The sequence below is a fragment of the Prochlorococcus sp. MIT 0701 genome, from assembly GCF_000760295.1.
In the GTDB taxonomy this organism is placed as follows: Bacteria; Cyanobacteriota; Cyanobacteriia; order PCC-6307; family Cyanobiaceae; genus Prochlorococcus.
In genome coordinates, this window is record NZ_JNBA01000039.1 from 284,795 (window position 1) to 303,217 (window position 18,423).

Annotated in this window: 13 protein-coding genes; 4 read left to right on the plus strand and 9 right to left on the minus strand. The window is 49.7% G+C overall.

The window, feature by feature from the left end; all coding sequences use genetic code 11:
* Positions 1-1,023: 1,023 nt before the first annotated feature.
* Positions 1,024-2,253: a cation:proton antiporter gene (locus tag EV12_RS11645; RefSeq protein ID WP_241466597.1), complete on the minus strand. Its 1,230-nt coding sequence runs from the start codon at positions 2,251-2,253 to the stop codon at positions 1,024-1,026.
* Between the two features lie 672 nt (positions 2,254-2,925).
* On the opposite strand from EV12_RS11645, the gene EV12_RS11650 reads away from it, so the two are divergent.
* From EV12_RS11650 to EV12_RS11665, 4 genes are all read left to right on the plus strand, one after another.
* Entirely contained in the window at positions 2,926-7,662 is a 4,737-nt protein-coding gene (locus EV12_RS11650; RefSeq protein WP_036915461.1) for a 2-oxoacid:acceptor oxidoreductase family protein, read from the plus strand.
* A gap of 602 nt (positions 7,663-8,264) precedes the next feature.
* Positions 8,265-8,534 carry a phosphoribosylformylglycinamidine synthase subunit PurS gene (gene purS, locus EV12_RS11655; protein ID WP_036915462.1) on the plus strand — a complete coding sequence of 90 codons (270 nt, stop codon included), beginning with the start codon at positions 8,265-8,267 and terminating at the stop codon, positions 8,532-8,534.
* Between the two features lie 7 nt (positions 8,535-8,541).
* Entirely contained in the window at positions 8,542-9,195 is a 654-nt protein-coding gene (gene purQ / locus EV12_RS11660; protein ID WP_036915465.1) for a phosphoribosylformylglycinamidine synthase subunit PurQ, read from the plus strand.
* Between the two features lie 6 nt (positions 9,196-9,201).
* Positions 9,202-10,179, plus strand: a complete 978-nt coding sequence (locus EV12_RS11665) for a S66 peptidase family protein (protein WP_036915468.1) — start codon at positions 9,202-9,204, stop codon at positions 10,177-10,179.
* Between the two features lie 56 nt (positions 10,180-10,235).
* On the opposite strand, the gene fba is transcribed toward EV12_RS11665, so the two are convergent.
* From fba to lpxD, 8 genes are all read right to left on the minus strand, one after another.
* Positions 10,236-11,309 (minus strand): class II fructose-bisphosphate aldolase, encoded by a 1,074-nt coding sequence (gene fba / locus EV12_RS11670; protein WP_036915471.1) that lies wholly within the window; start codon positions 11,307-11,309, stop codon positions 10,236-10,238.
* 120 nt (positions 11,310-11,429) lie between these two features.
* Complete coding sequence (locus EV12_RS11675; protein WP_036915473.1) at positions 11,430-12,539, minus strand: Gfo/Idh/MocA family protein; 1,110 nt, start codon at positions 12,537-12,539, stop codon at positions 11,430-11,432.
* A gap of 9 nt (positions 12,540-12,548) precedes the next feature.
* Positions 12,549-12,917 (minus strand): hypothetical protein, encoded by a 369-nt coding sequence (locus EV12_RS11680; RefSeq protein ID WP_036915771.1) that lies wholly within the window; start codon positions 12,915-12,917, stop codon positions 12,549-12,551.
* A 44-nt stretch (positions 12,918-12,961) separates the two neighbouring features.
* The gene (accD, locus tag EV12_RS11685; protein ID WP_036915476.1) at positions 12,962-13,843 is read right to left on the minus strand and encodes an acetyl-CoA carboxylase, carboxyltransferase subunit beta; all 882 of its coding nucleotides are present in this window, start codon (positions 13,841-13,843) and stop codon (positions 12,962-12,964) included.
* A 186-nt stretch (positions 13,844-14,029) separates the two neighbouring features.
* Positions 14,030-14,842: a prepilin peptidase gene (locus EV12_RS11690; RefSeq protein WP_036915479.1), complete on the minus strand. Its 813-nt coding sequence runs from the start codon at positions 14,840-14,842 to the stop codon at positions 14,030-14,032.
* A gap of 385 nt (positions 14,843-15,227) precedes the next feature.
* Positions 15,228-16,130, minus strand: a complete 903-nt coding sequence (locus EV12_RS11695) for a phosphoribulokinase (protein ID WP_036915481.1) — start codon at positions 16,128-16,130, stop codon at positions 15,228-15,230.
* Positions 16,131-16,227: 97 nt separating this feature from the next.
* Complete coding sequence (gene leuB, locus EV12_RS11700) at positions 16,228-17,301, minus strand: 3-isopropylmalate dehydrogenase (RefSeq protein WP_036915484.1); 1,074 nt, start codon at positions 17,299-17,301, stop codon at positions 16,228-16,230.
* 37 nt (positions 17,302-17,338) lie between these two features.
* Positions 17,339-18,382, minus strand: a complete 1,044-nt coding sequence (gene lpxD, locus EV12_RS11705; RefSeq protein ID WP_036915486.1) for a UDP-3-O-(3-hydroxymyristoyl)glucosamine N-acyltransferase — start codon at positions 18,380-18,382, stop codon at positions 17,339-17,341.
* Positions 18,383-18,423 lie beyond the last annotated feature (41 nt).

Sequence of the window (18,423 nt, forward strand, 5' to 3'; positions counted from 1 at the left end):
GATTCCGAAATAGCCGCAGTATCGTCTTTCAAATCATTATCGGGACATCTTTTAATACCTATATCTGTCAGTATAGATATTTTGAGGCTCCAACCATTACTTGCCCTATGAGAGCTCCTGCGAATGACTACTATGTTATCTACTTGCCGAGGTCATCATGAGCCAAAAAAGAGACAATCTTATCGTTAAATGTGGAATCCTCTTGGGAATTGCATTGTCCATTTCAGTGTTGATGCTGTCCTTTCATTTCTTACCAAATCTTGACCATAAGCCAGGCCTGCTTATGCGCCTGAAGTTTGGAGTTAAGAGCTTGGTTTTTCCGGCTCTCCTTTTTCTTATAATGATCATTCGCATTGGAGCTCAGCGCTTTGGGAACCCTGCAGAAGACCCGACGCGGGGAGTAGCGAACTCTCATGTGCCATGCAAGTCGACCTTCGGGTCCTTGCCAACACCCATAAGCAGTTGATCTTGTTCATGATTAATGCAATGGCTCTAGCTGTTCCGTTGCCATTTGCATGCTTGGCGCTAGTGACAGTCTATTCAGCAATATTTGTTATCGGACGCATTCTTTTATAGGCTTGATATCGGCACAATGTGCTTTGGCGGGCGCATGGCTTTGGGATGACCCTATTTCAAGCCATCATCGGGATTATCTATTCTGCGATAGCACTTTTAATAACTTCTGCATGAGCCAACTTCCTTTTTCCATGTTTTAAAATAAAAACTATATATTTGAGTTCAATTGTTCGAATCTGGTTTCGTCTGCTTCTTGAATAACCTTGCAATAAAGACCAGAAAGATTCTCCATCATGCTATCAACTAGCAATCAATACAGAACAAAATATTTTACATTGTTAATGAATAATGGCTCTTGCATTTTTCAGATGTACTAGTTATTAAAAAACTTTCCCGATCATCATTAAAGCAAATATTTTAATTTCAATATATCGTTCATTTAACTGGCTTGTCTTTTCGGGTTTTCATCTTTTTTGTATTGTCTTTATAAAGTCAATCTTCTTTATTTCACCCTGCATGACTTCGTTCCCAGCGGCCGTAGGACATCGAAAACCGGTTAGCTGTAATGCCATGGGCAATCACACTCAAAACAATGGTGACCGTTGTCGTAGTAAGGATCGCTTGTGCGTTTGGAAGTGCCGCGTCTACCACCATCACAACAAACACAATGCTGGCTAAACCTCTTGGCCCAAACCAACCAACGAAGAGTTTCGTCCAGTGATCAAGTCCAAGGCCGCTGGTTGCTAAGGCAACCGGAAGAATGCGCACTAGTGTCAGGCTTAAAACTCCATACAACACACTTGCGACTGTGATGTGGTTCCAGGCATCGGGCACCATGGCACTGCCAAATAGAACCCAGGTCAATAGAGCCAGCATGTCACCCATGGCCAGAGAAGCCACCATCTCGCCGTCCTTGAGTTCTTTGCGACTGCAGATCCCATAGAGAAGACCAGCGATGAAACAGGATATGAATCCGCTCCCATGAAGAGTTTGGGCAAGGGTGTAGGCACTCAGGGCTAGGGCCACCGTGATCAAAGGCCTCCAATCCTCAGCAATCCATTTGCGTTGTTCTGCCTGATCCCTTAACCAACTACCCAATAATCCAACACATCCTCCTATCACGAGGCCGATACCTATTTCACTGACGAGCAGCTGGGCGAAGCTCTGCAATGCATCCTTTGGTCCATTGATCTGGTCCAGATGACCAGTTGAGACACCAAGAAAGCACAACAACATAGGAACACAAATTCCGTCATTGAGGCCGCTTTCAACATTGAGGTCTTCGCGGATGGCTTCTGGTACCTCGAGGTTGGTGGTCACCGCCTCGCCAAGTGCCGCATCTGTTGGTGCGAGCACCACAGCAAGCAGGGCAGCTTCAATCAGGCCTAGTTCAGGCAATATCAATCGGGCCACAACAAAACCCATGAGAATGCTGAGTGGCAGTCCGAGCAGCAGCAGACGCATTGGCAGGCGTGCACTGTTGCGTAACACTGGCCAGTCCAAGGCTGCTGCATCGGTAAACAACACGAGACCCAATGTGATCTCTGCCAGACGCCTTAGCAGCTCTGAATCCAGTGAGATGTTGAGCCAGCCAAGGTTGGCAGGGCCAAGGACTAAACCCAGCGAAACAAAGACCAGTGGTCCAGAGACTGCTGTCCTGGACAATCGTCTTGAAAGCAGGCAATAGGCGAAGATCACTAAACTGATCACTGCCAGGTCAAGGTCGCTGTGGAGCACGGCTAGTGGAGAGCTTGAGTCCCCATGATGCTGACCATAATTAGGATGTAGATCTCGAAATCCACCATCCATGTTCAGATCTTGTTGATGGAATTTCTGTGAAACCGATTCATCTCCCGTTGAACGGTTGACTTCGAGGCTTTGCTACTGATCTTCAAAAGAGGTGGTCTGTTTCAACCAATGAATCAATAGGCCCTTCAAGAGGACGCTATTGCGCAGGCAAGGAACGACAGAAAGGTTGATAGCTATAGGGTTTTGTCGGGATACAAGCAAGCACCGGACTCTGTGCTTATACATGCCATCTAGGCCTATTTCCTAGTCATACCAGGTGGTCTCATGGTGTGGTGTACATAAAATCAACGAAGTCTCTACCTGAGACCCGGCAAAACAGATTGTTGCAACATCCGCTGTGCTCCCAGGTTATGCAGCCAGAAAGAACCGTTCACTATCTTTAGTGGTTGATAGCAGAAACCCCAGCTCTTACAAAAATCGAGGCAGGCCTCAAGGCTGGCATTTGCTAGACGGGTGAGGCTTAAACTTTTTTTTATGATCGACTTCTTGAAGACTGGGCTTAGGTGTTCTTTCGCTCTCTTTGATCAAGTGCTGCAATCTCTTCACAGATTTCAGTAGATTTTACGCTCACAGCAGATGTTCCTTCGTTGATTTCTACGTATGGCAGATCAAACCGTAGAACAGGAGATGATTCCAGCAGTACTTGGGGGTGATAACCCCAAGTATCCTGGAGTCCCAGTGACTTGTAATGGCAATCATCTTGTCACCAAATGGGTAGAAACGCGCATTACGGAAGGGGGGGTCTATTACCCGATTACACCCTCAACAGAGGGTGGTGAAATATATCAACAATCTTTTGCAGAAGGGGCTCTTGATGTATGGGGAAACCAAAAGTTATCGATTGAGGCAGAAGGTGAACATGCAGCGCAAGGTGGTGCTACTGCGGTAGCGATGACTGGTAAGCGCACAGTTAACTTCACCTCTGGTCAGGGAATTGTATATGCAATGGAGCAGTATTACCACGCACCAGGCAAGCTATCGACAATGGTTTTGGAGGTTGGGGCTCGGGCCCTGACCAAGCATGCTCTTAATGTTCACTGTGGCCATGATGATTTTAATGCGGCACTAGATACTGGATGGACAATGTTAATTGCCCGTGATGCCCAGCAAGCTGCAGATCAAGCCATTATTCTGCGTAAATGTAATGAATTAGCCTTAAATCCAGGAATGAATATTCAAGATGGGATGTTGACGACCCATTCTGAACGTACTTATCGAGCCCCAGAAGCCGATCTACTACGTGAATATCTAGGTGCACCAGATGACCAGATAGATTGCCCTACTCAAGCTCAAAGAGAACTGTTCGGAGTTCGGCGTCGCCGAGTTCCCGAAATGTTGGATTTAAAGAATCCGGTGCTTTTAGGACCGGTTCAAAATCAAGAGCACCATATGAATGGTGTGATAGCACGTCGTGATAATTTCAATGAACCAATCCTTGACTTCCTTGAGCAATGCTATCTAGAGTTTAGTCAATTAACAGGCCGCAACTACGGGCTTATTCAAGAATATAAAACCGAGGGCGCGGATACAGTCTTTATTTCTCTTGGTTGTGCAGCTGAAAACATTGAAGCGGCATGCGATTACCTAAGTGAGAAACGCAATGTCAAGGTTGGCTCTATTCATATAAATGTTTTACGTCCCTTCCCTGAAGCGGCATTAATCAATGCTTTGCGTGGCAAAAAGAATGTGATTATTTTAGAACGAACAGATGAGGGCTTGGCTGGGGATAATCCATTAGGTCGTGACATCCGTACTGCTCTAAGCAAAGGACAGGAGTCTGCAAGATATGGAGGAATTATACCTGCAATAACAGTTGAGCAAACACCAAGAATCTTTCGCGGAAGTTATGGGCTTGGCTCTAGAGATTTTCGTCCAGAACATATCATAGGAGCTTTTGAATATGCCACTGGGGGCATTGCCCGGAAAGACGGAAAAAGTGCAGCTGATGGCGAAGCTTATTTCACACTAGGTATTGATCACCCCTATAGCGTGGTTTCTAAAGACACACCATCGCTATTGCCGAATGGAGCGATTGCTGTTCGATTCCATTCGATTGGAGGCTGGGGAATGATCACCACGGGTAAAAACCTTGGTGAAATTATCGGTAAGTTTGGGCAAATGATTTCCGAACGTGATTCAACCTATGATCAACATGGCCAATTAGAAGAAAAGCTCTTCATTATGGCCAACCCCAAGTATGGCTCCGAAAAGAAAGGAGCCCCTACTAATTATTTCCTAACAGTTGCGGCTGAAAAGATACAAGTGAATTGTGAGCTCAATCATGTTGATGTGGTGCTCTGCTGTGACCCCAAAGCATTCACACATACGAATCCGCTGGCGGGTTTAAATAAAGGCGGTTGCCTTGTATGGGAATCAAGTGAGCCCGCGACTGAAGCTTGGGAGCGAATTCCCTCAAAGCATCGCAAATTCATCAAGGATAACGGCATTCGTGTATTTATTCTGCCTGGATTCGAAATCGCTCGAGAAGCAACAACTCGAACTGATCTGCAATTAAGGATGCAAGGCAATTCCTTCCTTGGTGCATTCTTCAAAGTTTCAACCTTTCTGCAGGATCACGAAATTAGTGATGCAGCGTATAAGGAAGTTGTTCGCAACCAATATCAAAAGAAGTTCGGACGCTTTGGTGACGCGGTAGTTGATTCAAATATGAAAGTTATGGCTGGTGGCTATGAACGGGTTGAGGAAATTACTTATGGAAAAAATAAGGATGTAGATACTTCAAGCATGCGCAACCCCATGCTTGCACCAAAGGATTCTGCTCTCATTGAGATTCCAGCAACTGCAGGTTGTGCTGCTAGTGGTTGTTCGTCTTGTTCGATGCCTGATGGACAAGCCAATAGGTCACCATTCCAAACACTGCAGAAATTTGATTCAGAATTCCGAAACGACTTGGGCTATCACCAACCATCAGGTGCTTTTGCAAGCTTATCTGTTATGGGACCTGCCAGTGGCTCGACACAAAGTAAATATGTAGCCAGGCGCGAAACCCCAATTTACATCGCAGAGAATTGCACTCAATGCATGGAATGTATCGCTGCGTGTCCTGATACTGCCTTGCCTAATACAGCACAGGATGTAAGTACAATTCTTGTCACTGCCATACGCAATTATGTCATTGATGAGAATGCATCGAAGCAACTTTTGAAGGAGGTGCCTGGATTAGATCAACGTTGCCACGAAAAAATGAATGACAATGTTGCATCCAAAACCAAACAGCCATTTAAAACTATTCTAAGTAATGAGTTGGATGAGCTTAAATCAATCGATGAAGCTTCCCGTAGGCAGCTAATTGATATTGTTGACAAGTTACCACTTGCTTATAACAACACCCCTAGTATTTACAAAAGTCTTGAGAAGAAGAATCCTGGTAGTGGGGGTATCTTTTCTATTTTTGTTAGCGACCTCTGCAAAGGATGTGGGGAGTGTGTTCAGGTTTGTGGCGAACATGATGCCCTGCGAATGAAGCAGGATACGCCTGAACTTAATGCCGATCTTACAACTGCCCAAGTTTTTAGCCGCTTATTACCAGATACCAGTCAAAAGTTTCTTGGGCAGTATCAGTCTGAATCACCAGAGTCTTCACTTGAATCAGCTCTGCGAAAACACTTGATGGTGCGGAGTAATTACGAGTCTCTTGTCTCTGGAGACGGAGCTTGTGCAGGCTGTGGCGAGAAAAGTGTGTTGAGGGCTGCTGCTTCGATCACGGAGGCATACATGCGACCGATTTATCACCAAAAAGCAGAGCGTTTACGCAAGAAAGCACAGCTATTAGAACAATGTGGTGTCGCACGATTGGCGACTCTAAAGGCTCAAGATGATGATGAATATAGTTGGTTTAAGCGTTCTGTTGCCCATGCAGTGATGGGTCTTGGTGGTGAAAACGATCAAGATACGACTCTTCGGCTCAATAAATTTGGTGAGGTCACTGATCAAGAAGTCATCACTGCACTGGTGACAGTCCTCAATCAGGATGCCTTTAATCACTGTGATTTACAGGCAGTTGATGGACGCATGGCCAATGGAATGTGCACGATGTATATGGGTGCTCATACTGGTTGCAATACGGTTTACGGATCTACTCCTCCATCCAATCCTCATCCGTACCCGTGGATGAACTCCTTATTTCAGGATGGCGCAACCATTAGTTGGTTGATAGGAGAATCTGCTGTCCTCAATCATGCACGTCGATCTGTAACGCCGGAACGACTTGCTACAGCACTTCTCGATCGTGACATCAATGTTTGTAGTGAACGTGAATACTTCGAGCTAACTCATCTTGATGACTCGCTGATGACTGATCAGGAAATACGTGAGTTACCTAAGGTTTGGGCTATTGGTGGAGATGGCGCTATGGGCGATATAGGTTTCCAAAACGTTTCTAAGGTCGTCTTGCAAAACCGTCCAAATGTGAAATTACTGATGCTTGATACGCAGGTCTATTCCAACACCGGTGGTCAAAACTCCGACAGCTCTAACATGTTGGGTGGATATGACATGAACCAATTTGGTGTTGCTTCGCAGGGTAAGCTCGTAGAGAAGAAAAGTGTTGCAGAAGCATTTACATCTGGCCATGGTTCGCCCTTCATTGCCCAAGTTTCCATGGCAAATTCAGGGAAAATGTATAAGGCCATGCTTGATGGACTTGAATATCGTGGTACTGCCTTTTTCCAATGCTATACATCTTGTCAACCGGAGCATGGAATTGGTGATGACATGAGTGCATATCAGGCTCGTATGATTCGCGATAGTCGTGGAATGCCTGAGTTTATCTATAATCCTCGCGCTGGCGAAACCATCCAAGAAACTTTTGAGCTCAAGGGTAATCCTTCAATCAATCGAGACTGGAGGGTAGCTAAATATCAATCAGATGGAAAGACATATAATCTCACAGTAGCTCACTGGGCTCTTACCGAAGCACGTTTTCGCAGACACCTCAAAGAGATTCCTGAAGCACAAGTCGACGAGTTTATACATATCGACGATATGCTTACTCTAATTACGCAGCAAGATGTTATTTATAGAAGTGTTTTTGATGAGAATCATCATGCTTATGTGCCTGATTGGGGTGTGTATTTCAAGGCTGAGATCAATGGCAAGTTTAAATATTATGCGGTTAGCCGTCAGATGGTTCTCTTCCATGTAGAGCGCCGTAAATCATGGCGGATGATGCAAAGCCGTGCTGGATTACACAATGAAGACTATGCAGCACAGAAGGTCTTATTGCAGAGGCTTGATTCTAGTGAGTTCACTCGAGATGACTTTATTAGTCGAGGCAGAGAATTGATGGATCAACAAATCAAACAAGCTATCCACTAGCTAAACTCACTTCAGCCAATTCTTATCTATATTATTGGCGCAATAGAGCCTCAGAGAGTATTTCTAAGCCATTGTTTTGCTAGGGATTTGTCTCATGCTTAGCAAAACAATCTATATCCTCTTATAAGTTAAGATTTCATCAGAGAGTCTTGCTGACCATCAGCCAGACAACTAACAACCAGGGGCAGCACAGTCCATTCGGCTCATCTTTACTTTAGCGGCATATTTATACTCAGATAACTATAATTTTTGTGTTATATTTTTGCTATTCCCGCATCTATTTATTCGCTATGTTGTTGGCGTCGAACCAGCATCTTGCTCTTCTCTGCCCCACGTCCATAGAAGCCAGTCAATGAAATCCTCTGGCAATTTCACTCCCCTATGACCACCGCTCTTATCAGTTCTGCTTGCAGCATTCATCACTAGCATTAACAATGCCCAGCTCTGTAATGACAATCAGCATTGTTTTGATCGTTGAATCAACCATCACAATTCACCTCACAAGCAGTGTGGGCCTAGTGCCCTAGGTTTTAAACGCGCTTTCAGCCTGTAAAGCGGGTGCCTTGAGCTGCGAAGATTTAACAATCCACTTCCTACAGACCGTGCCGCGATTTCATGCCCGCGTTCTTATCAGTCTGCGTCCTTCAGTGCTTGACCCGGCTGGGGAGGCTGCTCGTTCTGCTGCCAATCGCCTTGGGGTGGAAGGCATCAGCAAACTGCGGATCGGAAAGGTTGTTGATCTTGAGCTCGAGGCTGATGATGAAGCTGAAGCACGCAAGCAGTTGGAACTGCTCAGTGATCGCCTGTTTGCTAATCCCGTGATTGAAGATTGGAGCCTTGAGCTTCAGTCGGTTGCTACTACCACCGCTTAATGCAGCCATGAGTATTGGTGTTGTTGTCTTCCCTGGCTCAAATTGTGATCGCGATGTGCGCTGGGCAGCGCAAGGATGCTTGGACATTCCAACGCGCTTTCTCTGGCATGAGAGCCGTGATTTAAATGGTCTTGATGCTGTGGTGCTTCCAGGCGGGTTTAGTTATGGCGACTACCTCCGTTGTGGTGCAATTGCCCGTTTTGCGCCGGTGCTTGAGTCGCTGGTGGAATTTGTTGCACGTGGCGGCAGGGTGCTCGGCATCTGCAATGGCTTTCAGGTTCTGACTGAACTAGGTCTGCTCCCTGGAGCTCTCACCCGCAATCGAAGCCTTCATTTCATCTGTGAGGATGCTTTGCTCACTGTGGAAAGCAACCGCACTCCCTGGCTAAAGGGTCATCAACGCAAGGATGCTCTCACCCTGCCCATTGCCCATGGTGAGGGTCGATATCAGTGCAGTGACCAAACCCTTTGCCAGCTACAGGACGACGACGCTATCGCCTTGCGCTATGTCAATAATCCCAATGGTTCAGTGGCTGATATCGCTGGAATTACAAACAAGACAGGCAATGTGCTTGGCTTGATGCCCCATCCGGAGCGGGCTTGTGATCCTGTGATTGGTGGTGTGGATGGCAGAGGATTGCTGCAGTCACTGCTTGGCTGATTCACGATGCGACGGCGTTCGCTGCTTATGGGGGTTCCGGCTGCCTTGGCAGCAACCTTGGCTTCGCCAAAGCTGGGTAGAACGTTGCCCCCAGCTTTTAATGCATCGAAACCTTTGGCGGCGCCAGCACCACTTCGAGATGGTTCAAGGATTCGGGCGGTCAATACTGGTTGCTGGATCGATCCTCAAACAGACTTTTCTCTTTTAGTTGAGCGTTGCAAGCAGCAGGGGTGGCAGCTTGAATTACCTCCATCGTTGCATCGCCAATGGCAGTGGTTTTCTGGAACTGATGCCCAGCGCCGCGCTGAACTAGAGGCCGCCTGGAGTGATCCTCATGTTGATGGAATTGTCTACATAGGCTCTGGTTGGGGTAGCGCAAGGGTTTTGGAGGAAGGGTTCCATTTTCCACGACGCTCCCTTTGGAGTCTCGGCTTCTCAGACTCCAGTTCTCTGCTATTAGCCCAGTGGGTTGTGGGATCTCGCGGCGCCATCCATGGATCGATTACTGGATCTGACGAACAGTGGCAACGAACAGTTGATCTGTTGTCTTGTCAATCTGTAGCTCCGATATCAGGCATGGGGGTCAGTCCAGGCATTGCTGTAGGTCCTTTAGTGGTGACCAATCTCACCGTGGCTACGCATTTAATCGGAACACCCTGGTTCCCTGATTTGCGGGGTGCAGTATTGGTGCTCGAGGATGTAGGCGAGGCACCCTATAGGGTTGATCGCATGCTCACGCAATGGCGCAGTGCAGGTCTGCTACGTGGTGTTGCGGCTGTGGCTACAGGCCGTTTCAGCTGGGAAGGGGAGCTTGCCCCTGGAGACTTCTCTATGATCGGCATCCTTGAGGAGCGTCTTTCTGCTCTTGGCGTGCCATTGGTGAGTGATCTTCCTGTTGGTCATGGCCAACCGAATCTTGCCTTGCCTCTTGGAGCAATAGCGCGCCTCGACGGACGCAATGGATCTCTGATGTTGCTGTCCTGAGCCCTATTGATTAAAAGGGAGGCCTCAGCCCCCCTCAGCGATTCCTTCAGCCTGAATCAGGCGGCAACAGCGGTTTTGGGATCGAGCTTCCCTTTTTCATAAAGGGCTGCGTAATAGTTGATATCACGTTGCTTGATTTTACTGGCATTGCCAGCACACCAAAACTGCTGATAGCGATCAAGACAGACCTGCTTCATATATTTCCGCGCAGGCTTGTTGAAGTGGCGTGGATCGAAGTTGGCAGGATCAGCGACAGCTGCTTCACGCACAGCGGCGGTGAAAGCCAGACGATTATCTGTGTCGATATTGACCTTTCGCACGCCATTGCGGATCCCTTCTTGAATCTCTTCGACAGGAACGCCATAGGTCTCGGGAATGGCACCACCGTATTTATTGATCATCTGCAGCCATTCCTGGGGAACGGAGGAGGAACCGTGCATGACTAAATGAGTGTTAGGGATAGCCTTATGGATTTCTGCAATTCGACTAATCGCTAAGACTTCACCAGTGGGTTTGCGCGTGAATTTGTAGGCGCCGTGGCTGGTTCCAATCGCGATTGCTAAAGCGTCAACTTTGGTTTTGGCGACGAAGTCGGAGGCCTCAGCTGGGTCAGTGAGAAGTTGGCTGTGGTCGAGCTTGCCTTCAAATCCATGACCGTCTTCGGCTTCCCCCATACCTGTTTCCAAGGAGCCCAGGCAGCCCAATTCACCCTCTACGCTCACGCCGATGGCATGGGCCACGCCTACGACTTCTTTTGTGACCGCAACGTTGTACTCATAGCTGGCAGGTGTCTTGGCGTCTGCCTCAAGAGAGCCATCCATCATCACAGAGGTGAACCCATTCGCGGCAGCACCAAAGCATGTTGAGGGGCTATTCCCGTGGTCTTGATGCATCACAACCGGGATGTCTGGATAGGTCTCAACGGCGGCGATGATCAGATGTCGTAAGAAGATTTCACCTGCATAGCTTCGAGCACCGCGGGAGGCCTGCAGGATCACTGGGCTGTCAGTCTCGTCAGCCGCTTCCATGATGGACTGCACCTGCTCGAGGTTGTTCACGTTGAATGCAGGGATGCCATAGCCGTTTTCTGCGGCATGGTCAAGCAGAAGCCTTAGCGGAACGAGGGCCATAGAGATCTCCGTAGTGTCAGTAGGGGCCAGTTCTCAAGCAAAGAGTCCTGGACCTGCGACCCCGGACTTTATAAGACGATGGTCAGAAATGTCACCCACCCATATTTGCCTCAGTTGTTTTCAGATTGTCGATTGGATCGTCAACCGCTGGCCCAACATGGATGAATCCCTCAACTTGTCGCACACCTGTTGACTGGCCCATCCTTCCGCCAGCCCTGGCACCATCGGTTGACCACTGCGAATGCTCTCGGCCCACCAACCTTGAAGCCTCGCTACAGGGGCGATGCGACCATCAGTCCATGTGGTGGCGAAGGCTAAATCCAAATCAGCGCTGATGCTGCGTAGTGGCTCTCCGGCAGCAGCGACCCAGAGGCCAAAACCATGCACATAGTCTTTCTGGTTGTCACTGCCAAGCAAGAGGCTTCCGTTGCTGCCGTAGATCTCCAGCCAGCACCCTCTTCCCTGGAGGGCAATTGCCGTGAGACTCACCTGTGCAGGTATTTCAGGCCTCTCAATTCCGCCCAGCTTTAACTGGGCCAGAGTTACGTCTTCACTGCTCACCTCACAAGGTTTGCCAGTGCTTGGATCAGGCCTTGTCTGGATCGAGGTGGATAACAGTGCACTCACATGGCGCGTTGGTCCACACAACCAATGCAGCATGTCGATGGCATGAGTGCCTAGCGCCCCAATCACGCCGCCACCTGCCCCGGATTGGGAATACCAGTTCCATGGTCTTGAAGCATTGGCGCGACTGCTCATCAACCAGTCAAGTTTCACCAGCCATGGCGTTCCGACGATCCCTTGATCAAGCAAACGCTTGGCTTGCATGAACAAAGGCACCGCACGGTATTCAAAGTCCACAGCCACGCTCAGTAAGTTCTTCATGGCAAGTCGTTGCAGTTCAGCGACTTGATCGGCATGCAACGCCACTGGTTTCTCCAACAGCAAATGTTTTCCTGCTTTTAGAGCTTCGAGGGCCAATTCAAAACGCGGGCCTGGGGGTGTTGCCAATATCACGGCCTCGACCTTTGGATCAGCCAATAAGGCTGACCAGTCGCTGTGGCCGATAAGTTCATGCTCCTTGCAGGCTATTTCTAGTCGCTCTCTGCGTGGATGCCATAGAGCAACAGGCTGTAGGTCTGGGTTCGCTTTTAATGCCGGAAGATGAACGCTTTCACCGAAGCCAAGGCCGGCAATAGCAACACCAATTGGAGGGCTGATTGGATTCATGCTTGATATTTACGTCACCTCTGCAGTGCAAACATCATCGATGACTGCATCGATGAGGGCATCGCCATCAGAGGGTTTCCATTGTGCGCGGAAACGATGCAAACCATTCACCGAGGTGTCCCTGAAGAGCTTTTGATCGCAGTCCACATGCATCAAATAAAGGCTGCCATTTTGCTGCTTCTCGCCTTCTCTGACAGCTGGATAGAAGCGACTCAGCACGCTGAGATTGCCATCCTTGTCATAGTGAAGGCTGCCTATATCCCACCATTGCTGCCCATCCTCAGTGGCGGGGACTTCCTTCCATTCCACTGGCCCAGCGCTTGCTATTCCTGCTTCAAGAAAGCCACAAGGAATAAAAAGGGTGAGCAGTAGGAGCATTACACCCTGACCCAGCCAGCGGCTAAATCTAAGTAGACATGTGCTCATCTGCCTGCAGCCTTCTTCGCTTTGCAGCCATGCAGGCGTAAGAGTGAGGCAAGCGTTTTGCGTAGTTGCGTGCGAGGCACGATCGTGTCTACGAAGCCATGCTCTTGCAGGTATTCGGCGGTCTGGAAATTATCTGGCAACTTTTCACGTAAGGTCTGCTCAATGACCCGGCGTCCAGCGAAGCCAATCAGGGCCTTAGGTTCCGCCAGAATCAGATCGCCGAGCATGGCGAAACTGGCAGTCACACCACCGGTAGTTGGGTGAGTGAGCAGTGGCATGTAGAGCAGTTCAGCCTCTCGATGCCGCTCAAGAGCACCGGATATTTTGGCCATTTGCATCAAGCTGAGCATTCCTTCTTGCATTCGGGCTCCGCCTGAGGCGCAAATGATCAATAGGGGCAGGCGTTGGGCTGTGGCCCGCTCCACCAGCCGGGTGATCTTTTCGCCCACGACTGATCCCATAGAACCGCCCATGAAGCGGAAATCCATCACCGCCATTGCCATAGGCATGTTTTCAATTTGGCAAAGGCCTGTTACTACCCCGTCCTTCATGCCCGTTGAAGCCTGGCTTTCTCTCAGTCGATCGGCATAGGTACGGCGATCTTTGAATCCGAGTGGATCTGTAGGGCTGAGGTTTCGATCCAGTGGTTTAAAACTTCCTTGATCAGCGATCAGGGCGATCCGTTCTTCGCTGTTGATGCGGTGGTGGTGGCCGCAACTATTGCAAACACTGGCATTAGCTTGAAGATCCTTGCGGTAAACAACCTGACTGCATTCGGGGCACTTGCCCCAAAGCCCATCGCTTTCTTCAGTTTCCTGGCTCACCTTGCCAACGAACTGACCCTTGCGACGATCAGCAAACCAGTCGAATAAACTCATCCTTTAACTCAGTGTGAGGACGGGTGACTTCTCAACTGGCACAAGGCTTCTCGGGTAGAGATAAGGATGGACCAAGTATCCATGCTTATGTCTAATACCGCAAATTAAGAAGTGGTGAATCATCCAAATCTAAAGCGCGTTTCACGCACTGACAGTTGGCATTTTTTTCTAGCAGCATTTGGTCCATTAAAGACCCATTAGGTTTGCCCAATGTTGCCACCACCATTCTGATCCACAAAGCCATACACCCCAGACTCCAAAAGCAATGAAAGGTCCGAAGGGGAATGGCTGGCGAGGTTTTAGCTGACCAGTAAGCCGACCGATGAGACCAACCGTTGCACCGCTGATGATGGCCAGGGTCATGGCCATTGCTACGCCATTCAGTCCTAACCATGCTCCAGCCAAGGCCGCCAATTTGGCATCACCAAGACCAAGGGCTGGCTGACCAATAAGCTCCTTGGCAAGGAAGCTAAGCGCTTCCATAGCAATTAATGCTGCTGTTGCGGCTAGTAAATGATCGAGCAGCAGGGCTGATCCCTTACCCCAGCCGAGTAACACTGCCGCTGTCGCTGTAAAAGCCAGCCCTAACAAAAGACCAGCCCGACAGAGTGGTTCTGGCAACCACATGTGATCGAGATCGATGAGGACCAGTGGCAACAGCACACTGACAAGCACCACTCCAGCAAAGAGATTGAACAAGGAAGGCAACTCACCCATGCTGGTTGGCGCTGCTATAGCGGCTGATAGCCAAAGCCCGGCGCTGAGACTTTCCACAGCTGGATAACGCACTGGAATGAAGGCTCTGCAATCACGACAGCGACCGCCCAGTTGAAGCCATGCCACCACAGGCAAATTGTCGTGCCAACGCACACCACATCCGCAACGTGGGCAATGACTACCAGGCCAAATCAATGATTCCTTTCGGGGAAGCCGCCAGGCCATCACATTGATGAAGCTGCCCATACAAGCTCCGATGATCGCTAGATAGATCCAGAGCATTAGCTGCGCCTAGGCATAGCGATGTTTCTTGCACGGGTTTGGCGGGAGCGCATAGGAAGGGTGCGCAGGAGCTCTAGCTTGAGAAACTTTTCTTTTGGAAGCAGAACGGGAAGATCAAAGACAACGCGTCCTTTCCCATTGTTTTCATTCAGAACAACACCACTGGGTTCCGTGCCAGTGATGGTGTTGGAGAGATAGTTGAAATAAATTTGTCGTGCTTTCTCAATCAGTTGGCCGCTGTTGATCCGATCCCAGCGTGCTGCCTCGGTTGATCGGGAAGCGGCTGTTGCAATTACAAATGAGAGGTTAGAAATAGAAATAGGATTAACTGATTACTCAGATAATCCCATCATAGTTGTTTATTGAGGCAACTAAATTATTTTGTTTAGGAGAGGTTATGTTTGTCTTCAATCAAGCGATGAATGATCGGGGTCAGAATTAATTCCATTGCAAAACCCATCTTGCCTCCGTTCACCACGATGCTTGTCGGACTCGACATAAACGAGTCATTAATCATGTTGAGCAGATCTCCGAAGTCGATGCCCCATTTTTCGCGAGCACCTTTACGGAAGTGAATGATCACAAAGCTTTCATCCGGCGTAGGGATGTTCCTACAAATGAATGGGTTGGAGGTGTCCACAGTGGGCACTCTCTGGAAGTTGATGTCTGTGCGGCTGAATTGTGGACAGATGTGGTTGATGTAATCAGGCATGCGGCGCAGGATTGTATCCACAATTGCTTCTGCGGAATAGCCTCGCTCGGCATTGTCGCGGTGGATTTTTTGTATCCACTCAAGGTTGGTGATTGGTACCACGCCAACCAGTAGGTCGGCGCAGGCTGCTACGTCGTAGCCATCACCAACGACACCACCATGCAGACCTTCATAGAAGAGGACATCAGTCTTGGTTGGAATTTCCTCCCAAGGGGTGAACTGACCGGGATCAAGTTTCGTGCCTAGGCGGCTGTTGTGTTCTGCTGCCTCTTCAGTGCTATGCAAGTAATAACGCTTCTTGCCACCCCCTGTTTCACCGTAGGTGCGGAAGAGCTCTTCGAGCTTGTCGAATAAGTTCGCTTCTGGGCCAAAGTGGGAGAAATTTTCACCCTTGGCCAAGGCATCAGCCATGGCTTCCTTCATGGCCATCCGCTCGAAGCGGTGGTAGCTATCGCCCTCGACAACAGCAGGCGTGATTTTTTCGCGGGAAAAAATGTGCTCGAAGGCCCGCTTTACGGTGCTGGTTCCGGCTCCGGAGGACCCTGTAACGGCGACAACCGGGTGACGCTTCGACATCGACGCAGGCAGGACAGGCCTAGAGATTTTGGCAGGTCATGCGGCAAACAGATCAATTTGGCAACATCAGCATTTGCTCATCAGGGTTTTAAATCCTTTAAAGCGCTTGCAGCAATTGCTCACCCATGCCTGCACAGCCCAGTTGAGTACAGCCCTCACTCATTAAGTCACCTGTACGGAAACCTGCCGCGAGAACACGCTCTACTGATCGTTCAAGAGCAGTGGCGGCATCGTTTTCCTTTAAGCCAATTCTCAGCATCATTGCTGCGCAAAGCACCATTGCCATTGGATTGGCCAGGTCTTGTCCTGCAATATCGGGTGCGGAACCATGCACCGGTTCGAACAGTCCTGGTCCTTCGCTGCCGAGCGAAGCTGAAGGCAGCATGCCAATCGAGCCTGTAAGCATGGCTGCTTCGTCACTAAGGATGTCTCCGAACAGGTTGCCGGTGAGCAGCACGTCAAATTGCCTGGGGTTGCGCACCAATTGCATCGCGGCATTGTCCACATACATGTGGCTGAGCTCTACATCTCCATAGTTGGCAGCCAAAGCATCGACACGATCACGCCACAGTTGACTGACATCAAGCACGTTTGCCTTATCTACCGAACAAAGCTTTCCGCTGCGATCGCGGGCGAGCTCGAAAGCGACCTTGGCGATTCGGTCCACCTCTGTTCTGGAGTAGGTCATTGTGTTGAAAGCGCGCTCATCCCCATCGGCCTCAATCCGCCCTTTCGGTTGGCCGAAATAAATCCCGCCTGTGAGCTCCCGCACCACCATTAGATCAACTCCTTTGATCACCTTTGCTTTCAGGCTGCTGGCATCGATCAAGGCCGGCAGGATCGTCACCGGCCTGAGGTTCGCAAATAGTTTCAGTCCTGCACGAAGGCGTAGCAAGCCTGTTTCCGGCCGTTGCTCCCTGGGCAGCGCATCAAAACGAGGGCTACCAATAGCTGCAAGGAGCACCGCATCACTGGCTCGACATGCCTCAAGGGTGCTGGCGGGCAACGGCGATCCGCTTGCGTCTATGGCAACACCACCTATGGGGTGTTGCTCGAAATTCAGCTTGAAACCGTGTTGTTCGCCTGCTGCATCAAGTAACAACTTTGCTACAGCAGTGATTTCAGGACCGATACCATCACCAGGCAGCAGAACGATGCGGTGCTGGCGCATGTGGGGTACTCCAAAATGGCTTTTGCCTTCTGTGAGGTTACCGAGGGATATCTCTTGTCAGCTTCTTCAACGTTTTGGCCATCTCCGGTAATTTGCTGAAGGTGGCGGAACAGCGCAACCAGAGGCGATTTGGAATCGCGGGATAGCCGCTTACGACTTCCCCCGCTTCAACTTCGCCATGAATACCGCTCTTCGAGCTAGCGATGGCACGATCTCCGATTACAGCGCGATTAGCGACCCCAACCTGACCGGCAAGGATCACACCATCACCCAAGCGAGCACCGCCGGCAATCCCCACCTGTGAGGCAAGGGCACATCCTTTGCCCGTAACTACCCCGTGGCCGATTTGGACGAGGTTGTCAATTTTGGTGCCAGCACCGATGCGAGTCTCACCCACCGATGGGCGATCGATGGTCGACCCGCAGCCCACTTCTACACCGTCTTCAAGAACCACCAAACCGGTTTGGGGCATCTTTCGCCATCCATTAGCGGTGGGCACGAAGCCGAAACCTTCTGATCCCACAACGGCATTGGAGTGCACAACGCAGTTCAGACCGAGCCTGGAACCGGGCTGAAGAACGGCATTGGCGTGAAGTTCATTAGCTTCCCCCACCACCACATCTTCGTAAATCACTACGCCTGGATGGACCACGCTATAGGCACCAATTCGGCTGCCATCTCCGATGACGACGTGCGCTCCGATTGAGATCCCTTGGCCAAGATGAACTTGATCTCCAATCACGGCTGTGGGGTGAACACCTGCCTTGGGCCGCGGGCGTGGATGCAATTGTTCCAAGGCTTCAGCGAATGCCAGGCGTGGATCTCGCAACACCGCAAAGGCCAGCCCTCTTTGTTCAGCAATGACACGTAGATCATCCTGAGGTGGAATCAATATGGCGCCAACCTTGCTGTGGCTCAGCTCTGTGGTTAGTGCATTGCCCTGTTCCAGAAAACTGAGTTGATTGGCCTTTGCTTGCTCGAGAGATGCGCCGCTAAGGAGTTCAGGATCTTCCGCTAACTGGTGGTCCTGCAGCCCAGCGCTTCCTTGTTGGAGGGAGGCGATTAACTGGCTGAAGCGCATGTCAAATCACTTTTCGGCGGATCGTAGGCGTGATGTGTTGT